The organism is Agaribacillus sp. DX54, assembly GCF_056858335.1.
In genome coordinates this window covers 1-7,642 of record NZ_JBXEQE010000066.1, presented here as the reverse complement: position 1 = coordinate 7,642, position 7,642 = coordinate 1, and the positions used below count along the sequence as shown (strand labels likewise).

5 protein-coding genes and 1 tRNA gene are annotated in these 7,642 nt (G+C 43.2%); 4 read left to right on the top strand and 2 right to left on the bottom strand.

The window, feature by feature from the left end:
- Positions 1–179 precede the first annotated feature (179 nt).
- Both AC04NP_RS29990 and pdxH read right to left on the bottom strand, forming a co-directional pair.
- Positions 180–1,451, bottom strand: a complete 1,272-nt coding sequence (locus tag AC04NP_RS29990; RefSeq protein WP_482863803.1) for a glycosyltransferase family 2 protein — start codon at positions 1,449–1,451, stop codon at positions 180–182.
- 15 nt (positions 1,452–1,466) lie between these two features.
- Positions 1,467–2,114: a pyridoxamine 5'-phosphate oxidase gene (pdxH, locus tag AC04NP_RS29985; protein ID WP_482863801.1), complete on the bottom strand. Its 648-nt coding sequence runs from the start codon at positions 2,112–2,114 to the stop codon at positions 1,467–1,469.
- 361 nt (positions 2,115–2,475) lie between these two features.
- Between pdxH and AC04NP_RS29980 the strand changes: the two genes are divergently transcribed.
- The 4 genes from AC04NP_RS29980 to AC04NP_RS29965 all read left to right on the top strand — a co-directional run bounded on the left by AC04NP_RS29980 (position 2,476) and on the right by AC04NP_RS29965 (position 6,958).
- Positions 2,476–3,060 (top strand): MiaE family protein, encoded by a 585-nt coding sequence (locus AC04NP_RS29980; protein ID WP_482863800.1) that lies wholly within the window; start codon positions 2,476–2,478, stop codon positions 3,058–3,060.
- Positions 3,061–3,069: 9 nt separating this feature from the next.
- Complete coding sequence (locus AC04NP_RS29975; protein ID WP_482863798.1) at positions 3,070–3,648, top strand: YqgE/AlgH family protein; 579 nt, start codon at positions 3,070–3,072, stop codon at positions 3,646–3,648.
- A 67-nt stretch (positions 3,649–3,715) separates the two neighbouring features.
- Positions 3,716–6,802, top strand: a complete 3,087-nt coding sequence (locus AC04NP_RS29970) for a DUF349 domain-containing protein (protein ID WP_482863797.1) — start codon at positions 3,716–3,718, stop codon at positions 6,800–6,802.
- Between the two features lie 82 nt (positions 6,803–6,884).
- Positions 6,885–6,958, top strand: a tRNA-Thr gene (locus AC04NP_RS29965).
- Positions 6,959–7,642: the final 684 nt, after the last annotated feature.

Here is a 7,642-nt window from a genome sequence, read left to right as displayed (position 1 = left end):
GTTTACAGTAGGCTTACTCCTTGGTGCCTTTGTGGTGTACCTTTTTTAACCACAGAGGCACAAAGACACAAAGAGACACAGAGGTTTTCACCGATAAAATACAGGCACGTGTTTGAGTTGTGCAACAACCCACGGCAGGGGACGCTTGCGCTATGCAGGAAATAGCCATTGCGTATGCCTCAAGGCCAGCCATTTCTATCCCTTTTTCTGATTTCTACGAGCTGTTCCATAGCTGATGCCGGTGGCTTTTCAATGCCTGGATATACAGACAGTAACCATTGCACAGCTTTTTCTATTTCCATATTCAGGTAATAACGGTCTCTTGCAAAATGTGCATATTTCAACACTTTAAAACCATTAAACCAGCTATAAAACCGACTCAGAAAGGCTTCCCGTGTCGGCCCACAATATCTGTTTATCTCTTTAAGGTGAGTTTTGAAATCATTATCACAAAGAAAAACAGTTATGCTTTCCGGCCATTTTTCAAGGCATTTATCAATATCGGAAGGCCTGGCCCTGAACAACTGGTCTACCTCGCTTAAAAATATTTTTAGATCTTTGAAAATATTCGGATGATAAGTAAAATAATGTTTGTGGTGGCCGTCAAGCCAGGCTTGAATAGCCTTTCCAGTGCCAAAAGGAACCCTGTCTGACACCCTCGCAGAAGGAATTACCCGTGTGCTGTTGATCTCGCCATAATCACCTAGTGGAATTATCTTGTGTAAAAAGTAAAAATCTTCCCCCGCTTTTCTTTTGTTCATACCTCCCTGTTTCTGATAAATGGCAGATCGTACCGCCATGCTGGAACCCACCGTTTGATAGGCATGAGGGAATGCCGCATAACGCAGGGCGTTTATATAATATCGTAAAAACAACTCATAAAATATAACGCCCGTATAATAGTCTTTGGGCAGGGGGCCTTCGAAGGGGTGCTCAAAGTAAATAGAAGCGCCGGTACATTTTGAATTTTCCAGAAAGTGTCCTTCAATAGCGCGTAAATAGTTACTATCACATACTGAATCCGCATCAAAACTGACTATGATGCCATTTCCCTTATTGGCCTTTTCTAACCTTCTTACAGCTTCGTCCATGCCAATTTTCCTTGCCGTGCCAACCCCCGATTGCTTATCCGGGATCCGGCTTTCGTAGTGTACCAGGAATTGCCTTTTGTCCGTAGTTTTGCAGTTTATCCATCGCCGGACCTCTTCGAAAGTTTGCTGGTTTTGCTCCCTGACCTGCCTAGAAGAATGGTCCGAATCGTTGATTATGACAAGAATTTCCACTGCGCATCTGGTATCGTCACATGCGGCAAGTGAATCAAGGGAAGTTATTAACTCCCGCTCGTTAAAACAAGGAATAACCACTACTATTCCTAAATCTGGACGAGGCTCGGAAGAAAATAAACTTTTTTGAAATCCGTATCTTTGAAGGTATAAGTTGGATTCGTTCATGCCGAACCTGCTTAACTAAGGTGCCAGCCTTTCTATCATCCAGTGATTGTCCGGGCCGAGTCTGTAGACTATCCGGTCATGCAGCCGGCTTGACCGTCCCTGCCAGAACTCCAGTTTATCGGGCACAAGTTGATATCCTCCCCAATGCTGGGGCCTGGGCACATCCTTGCCATCATACTTTTTTTTCAGGTTTTTGACATTTTCTTCCAGCATATATCTGTTTTCAATTACCTGGCTCTGTGGTGAAGCCCAGGCGCCGATTTGGCTTTCCCTTGGTCGGCTTGAAAAGTAATTTTCGGAGGTTAACGCACTTAGCTTTTCAACTTTTCCTTCAATTCTTATTTGTCTTTCGAGTTCAGGCCAGAAAAAAGTAAGGGCAGCAAATGGGTTCCGGGCCAGATCCTGTGCCTTTTGACTATCATAGTTGGTGTAAAACTGAAAAGCACTGTCATTGATACCTTTCAGAAGGACAATCCTTGCAGTAGGACGGCCATTTTTGTCAACAGTAGACAGATTCATAGCCGTTGGTTCATTGATCTCTGCGGAAGTAGCCTCCTCAAACCAATGTTCAAACTGATCCATTGGGTTAGCGGATACTTCCCGTTTACTAAGGGACTTTTTCTGATAGTCACTCCTTATTGTGGCAAGGTTGGATTTAGTCATATCAAATTACGGGTCAATTCTCAAAAAAAACAGTCATTTACCTTTAAATTCCCCGGAGGAAGTAAAAAAAATGGAATTTACCGGCAATATTAAACTTCTTTCTTTAAATACCTTGACAAAAGTCATTAAATTTATTTAAATTCTGACTTTTAAAAGTCATTAGACGGCTAATTATTTTCATCATCATTACAGGAGTAACAGATGTAATTTTATTTTTGCTAATGGGTCTACCTTGATTATCCTTCAATTTTCACCAATTGTGGACGTTAAATAAAATACCGGGGAAACGATGAATAAAATTACGCCATCCAAAAGGTGACTGAGAAAATAGGATGGGAAAAAGGTATTACAGGAGATTGATATGAAATTAAGTATTGAATTGTCCTGCGAAAGCAGCATGGAGTGGATCGAAACTGTGATGGGAGATTTTAATAGTTTCCTGCAGGATCATGCCAACTGTGAGCGTAAAGCCTCCGCGATGGCCATGAGTTTTGTGGCAAAGTATCCCGACAGAGTAGAGATTATTCCTGAATTAATCGATACAGCCGTGGAGGAATTGGAACATTTTAGGTCAGTTTACCAGTTAATGGAACAAAGGGGGGTGCAATTACCTGCCGAAATCAGTCAGGATATGTACGTAAAAAGATTAATAGACCATTGCCATTCAGGGAGAACGGAGCGATTTCTGGACAGATTATTATTTGCCAGTATCATTGAATGCCGGGGTGCTGAGCGGTTTAAGTTGGTAGCAGATCACCTTGAAGAGCCTCTTTTAAAAAAGTTTTACAAAACTTTATGGACCTCTGAGGCGAAGCATGGAAACATCTTTGTGAAAATGGCTTTAAATTATTTTGATGAAGACCGGGTTTATAAACGTTTGAATGAATTGAATGAGATAGAAGGGAAAGTGTTGCAGTCATTGCCACTGAAAGCAGCGCTACATTAGTGAAAGTATATGATAGATTATAAACATAACGAAAACCTTGAACCTAAGAAGGGCGATTTATTGATCTCTGAGCCATTTTTGCCTGATCCGAACTTTGAAAGAACCGTTATAATAATATGTCAGCATAGTGAAGAAGGTTCTTTCGGTTTTGTACTCAACAAGCCCTCAGTGATGAAATTTGATGAGGTTATGGAGGATATTGTAGATTTTGGGGAAACCCTTTATGTGGGTGGGCCCGTACAACAAGATACATTGCATTTTATTCACCGGGCTGGTGACTTAATAGAGGGAGGGGTGGAAATTAGTAAAAATTTGTATTGGGGAGGGAATTTTGAGACTTTGAAAATATTGATTGAAAATAAACAGATTAACCCAAATGACTTTAAGTTTTTTCTGGGATATTCGGGGTGGGGGAGTGGCCAGTTGCTGGACGAAATAAAGACTGATTCCTGGATCATTTCCCCCCGGGCCACACATGAAAAAATTTTCGACTATAAGCCGGAAAAGTTGTGGCGGGATATTTTAAAGGATATGGGGGGGCGTTTCAGGATGTTTTCAAACTATCCCGACGATCCGAGGTTAAACTAACGAGGACGTTTGATTTGCCTTTGCCAGGTGGGTAAAGGATATTACTGCTAAGGAAAACGACAGGAAAATGAGTAAAGAGACTGCACCGTCAGAAAAGACCAAGAAAGATGGGCTTAAATCTCATGATGAGATACAAGCCAGTGTCAGGGATCAGGGCAAGGACTTTGATGACGAAAATCGACTGCCCCATGAGGGGGCCCCACAGGCCACTTCAGAAGAGTATCCGGAAGCTTTAGCCAACAGGGAAGCAAGCGCTGAAGCTAATGATGATGAAAAAAATATTAAAAATCCACCGGAGCCGGATGATTCACCGGTAGAACGGGCAGGTGCAGAAGCACAACAGGACACCCCACCTTTGGAAGAGCCTGAGCAGTCGGGTGCACAAAATTTGGTCAATACAGACGATAAATCCGAAGCAAGTCTGCCCCCGGAGGAGCCAAATGATCAACCACCGGAGCTTTCCGGAGAGCGTCCGGTTGACAAGGAAGCTACCTCTGAAAAGGAAGCTTTTTCCCCAGATTCGGGTGATGCAAACGCTTCGAATGAAAGTGAAAAAACACCCGTTGACCAACCTGAAGTAGTACAAATGGAAGAGCAAACTACCGCAGAAATAGTATCTGAGGCATCCGCCCCGGACCAAGCGACCGGTTCTGATGCTGTTGAAGGCCAGCCTGAAGCGCATACCCCGGAGTCGGTGGTGGATGAAGAGGCCAGTCCCGCACAAGCGCCGGAAGCATTCGGCCAGCGTGATATGACCGGGACCGAGGATGCCGAGGTCAGATCTGCAGAGCATCTTTCAGCGATTCCATCAGGTGATTCGGCTACCACTGAAAAAGTGTCTGACACAGCGAGTGATGAATCTATTACTACCCGGCATGATACTAAAGGCCAGTCCGAAGAGTCTACCGCTGAGTCACCGCCCGATGAAGTAGCTACTCATGAGCAGGTGCCGGAAGCATCCAGCCAACATGATACTACCAACCCTGAAGATACCGAATCCCATTCAACAGCGCAACCAGATGATTTTGGAAGGCCATCACCGGAACATCCCATGGAGGTCTCATCCGGTCATGGAACCCTTTCTGCCACTGCCCATGAAGTTGATAAAGCCCAGGAACAAGTTGGCGGTACGGAAACCGCTTCGGGAGAAGCACCCGTTGCTCCAACTCCAACAGGCGAAGCGGCTGGCAAGGAACCTGCTTCCGGCGAAGCGGCTGGTACGGAAACTCCCTCGGGAGAAACGACTGGTGCGGAACCTGCTTCCGGAGCAGTTGTCCCTGATTCACAGCAGACTGAAGCTTCATCAAAGACTTCTTCGGAAGCAGCAGGGGAGGGCCAGTTCGAGGAACATGCGGCAGGTGATAGCACTGGCGGAAAAATGTCCATCCCTGAAGAAATTGAAATCACCAACAATGAAGATGATATTCATGACGATGGCGATGAGTTGGTGCACGCAGATTACAGCCAATACAGTAAGGAAGAATTGGTTGCCACTATCAAAAAGCTGACCAAAATAGATGACTTTAAGAAGCTTGATCTCGTTTTAAACATTATCGATCCGCTATTCCAGGATATAAAACAGGCGGATCGTAAAGTGGCGCTTGATAAATATCTGGCAGAAGGTGGAAGCGAGGAAGATTTTGCCTACAAAAACGAGTTGGATCAGAAATATGATGCCTACTACAGATTAATCAAAGAACGTAAAAACAAGTTTTACGGTGATCTCGGGCGTCAAAAGCTGGAAAACTATCAGAAAGCTACTGAATTACTCGAAAAATTGAGGCATTTAGTGGATGGGGAAGAATCTACGACCAGCATTAATGCCATTAAAGAAATACAGGAGCAGTGGAAAGCCATCGGACAGGTACCACCGCAACACGTAAGAAACCTTTGGGCTAGCTATAACGCGTTAATGGATCGCTTTTATGACAATAGAAGCATCTATTTCGAGCTAAAAGAACTGGATCGCAGAAAGAACCTGGCGGCGAAAGAGGAATTATGCGTGAGGGCTGAGAAGCTGGAAGATGTCAAAAATCTGAAAGATGCTATCAAAGAGCTCAATGAGCTGCACAATGAGTACAAACACATTGGGCCTGTACCGAAGGCTCAGCAAGAAGCACTTTGGCAGAGGTTTAAGGCCGCCTCGGATAAAGTATACGCCCGTCGTAAAACCTACTACGATGATTTAAAAAAGGATCTTGAGGTCAACCTCGAAGCCAAAGCCAAGTTGAGGGATGAAGTGCAGCCCTTTGCGGCCTTTGATTCGGACAGAATCGTTGATTGGAACAAGAAAACCCAGGAAATTCTGGGTATACAAAAACGCTGGGAAGCCATTGGCGGTTTGCCGAGAGACCGGGCCCAGGAGATAAATAAGCCGTTTTGGTCGGCTTTTAAGCGGTTTTTTAATAACAAAAACAGCTTCTTTAAAAAGCTGGAAGGCCAGCGGGAAGAAAATCTGAAGCTGAAAGAGGCTTTGGTCGCGAAAGCACACGAACTGAAAGACAGTACAGATTGGAACCAAACCGCCAATGAATTAAAAAAACTGCAAAACGAATGGAGAAACATCGGTCCGGTGCCTGAAAAACACCGCAATGAAGTATATCAACGATTTAAGAAGGCCTGTGACTTTTTCTTTGAAAACCGTAGAAACCGGTTTAAAGAAGTGGAGAAGGAATATGAAAAAAACCTGAAACTGAAGGAAGATGTTTGTCAAAGAATCCTGAAGCTCGCTGAAGAGGGGGCAGGCGATATCGGCCAGTTGGAAGTCCTGCAGGAGGAATGGAACAACATTGGCTTTGTACCCAAAAACGCCATTCGTTCAAGCCAGGAAATGTTTGCCAAGGCTGTAGATCAGTTTATCGCCAGCAGCAGCCTCGATGAGGATGAGAAGAGCAAACTAAAAATCACTACCAAGCTGACATCCCTGAAAGGAACCCCCAACGCCAACAGGAAACTTAACAAAAAAGAGTTTACTTTGCGCAGGCAGATAACAAACCTTGAAAATGACATTAGCTTGTGGAAAAACAACCTTGAATTTTTTGCCAACTCCAAAAATGCGGATCAGGTGCGGGAGGAGTTTGATGAGAAAATCGAGAAGGCGAAAAAACAGCTCAGAGAACTAAAGGCACAACTCAAAATCATACGCGATATATAGCAACAATTTTACTAAAATATTCCCGAAAGTATTTCGGAAATTAAAAATTCCGTATAAATTTGCACACCACTTGGAAAACTAAGCCTCCTTAGCTCAGTTGGCCAGAGCAACTGACTTGTAATCAGTAGGTCGTTGGTTCGAATCCGACAGGGGGCTCGCATACAAAGCCTTATGAGGCTTTTGTTTTTTCAACTATTCTTAATTTGAAGATTATTCTGTCGATGTGCACACTTTTTGCACACTTTTTTGTTTACAATGAAAATATTACCAAATTGATAGCGATTGATACTGCTACGAAACGAACGATGACATGAAGGATTATCTTGTAATGAGTGAAATCCTTCTGTATTATTCTAATCACTTGGGGAAATAAAAAAATTTAAAAAAGATTGACTATGGATTTGAATATCAGATTAGTATCCGCATTGACTTAACGATTGCGCAGTGGGATTTAATTTTTGACCACGCAGAGCATCATTCAGATATAAAGATAGATACAGAGCAGGGAGGTTTCATTTTCGGGATTAAAATAAAGTTCACGAATTTGATTTAATTGATGCTATCTATCTGGATACTTGGAAAATAGGCAAGTTATTGAAGGCACTTGAATTTCCTATGCATTTGATTAAGGATGTTAAGGGGAAATCTGAGGTAATTTCCTATTTATCAAAAGCGTTCGATCAAATAGGAGAAGAGTATAATAAAGTAAAGGCCTCAGAGTACAACAAAATCTCTTGACCCAGGGGTGCAAAAAGATTGTCAAACATCAAAATCCTTAATGTTTAGGAGTTCTTCTGGATCAACTTTGTTGAGTGAAGTTAACGATTTAGCAACCGGAGG

What these genes read in the sequence shown, in the direction of transcription:
- pdxH (WP_482863801.1), bottom strand. Translation starts at nt 2,114, where the DNA reads ATGACTAAATCCAACCTTGCCACAATAAGGAGTGACTATCAGAAAAAG.
- AC04NP_RS29975 (WP_482863798.1), top strand. Translation starts at nt 3,070, where the DNA reads ATGATAGATTATAAACATAACGAAAACCTTGAACCTAAGAAGGGCGAT.
- AC04NP_RS29970 (WP_482863797.1), top strand. Translation starts at nt 3,716, where the DNA reads ATGAGTAAAGAGACTGCACCGTCAGAAAAGACCAAGAAAGATGGGCTT.
- AC04NP_RS29990 (WP_482863803.1), bottom strand. Translation starts at nt 1,451, where the DNA reads ATGAACGAATCCAACTTATACCTTCAAAGATACGGATTTCAAAAAAGT.
- AC04NP_RS29980 (WP_482863800.1), top strand. Translation starts at nt 2,476, where the DNA reads ATGAAATTAAGTATTGAATTGTCCTGCGAAAGCAGCATGGAGTGGATC.